Origin of the sequence: Leptolyngbya sp. CCNP1308, assembly GCF_034932455.1 — a bacterium.
Lineage (GTDB): Bacteria > Cyanobacteriota > Cyanobacteriia > Phormidesmidales > Phormidesmidaceae > Nodosilinea.
The window spans coordinates 1-872 of the sequence record NZ_JAYGIH010000032.1; the positions used below are offsets into that span (position 1 = coordinate 1).

Annotated in this window: 1 protein-coding gene; it reads left to right on the plus strand. The window is 54.8% G+C overall.

From position 1 onward, the window contains the following. Positions 1–64 precede the first annotated feature (64 nt). A protein-coding gene (locus tag VB780_RS08460; RefSeq protein ID WP_323350697.1) for an IS630 family transposase occupies positions 65–872 on the plus strand; the annotation gives its coding sequence in 2 pieces (ribosomal slippage) (positions 65–394 and positions 397–872; 806 coding nt annotated over the 2 pieces). This gene is flagged as partial in the annotation.

Sequence of the window (872 nt, forward strand, 5' to 3'; positions counted from 1 at the left end):
GTATAGCTATAGCCAGTCTGATTAGGACATAATCTAGAGGTAGAGACATCTCCACCTGCGTGCCATGGCCAAACCCTACAGCCTCGATTTGCGACAAAAGGTCATTAATGCCATCGAACTGGATGGGATGAAGAAGAGCGAAGCCAGTGTTGCCTTTGGGATCAGTCGCAACACCATCGACTTGTGGCTCAAGCGTAAAGCGGAGACCGGCAGCTTAGCGCCTCAGGTCAATTCCCAGGCCCGCCGCCAGGGACGGATTACCGATTGGGATGGGTTTCGCGCCTTTGCCGAGCAGCATCGTGACAAAACCCAAGCTGAGATGGCGGAGTGTTGGCCGGGCCAGATGAGTCAACGAACCATCTCACGGGCCTTAAGCGTCATCAACTGGACACGAAAAAAAAGACCTACGGCTACCGTCAGCGCGATGAGCAAAAGCGACAGGCGTTTATAGCTCAAGTGCCTGAGCCTAGGGCTCGGCATCTGGTTTATGTGGATGAGTCAGGGATGGATGAGCGCGATGCCTACGGATACGGCTATGCCCCGGCGGGTGAGCGGTGCTATGACCTTAAATCCGGGCGGCGCGGTGGGCGCGTCAACCTGATCGCCGGGTATCGAGGGCATCAACTCATGGCTCCATTTACGGTCGAAGGGGCGTGTAACCGCACTGTCTTTGAAACCTGGTTGGAGACCTGTTTGATTCCAGAGTTGTGCCCCGGAGACTGGGTCGTGTTGGATAATGCCACCTTTCACCATGGTGGACGCATTGCCGAGTTGATTGAATCGGCAGGTTGTGAAGTGGTTTATCTTCCACCGTATTCTCCTGACCTCAATCGCATTGAAAAGTGCTGGGGGTGGTTGAAAAGCCGGATTCG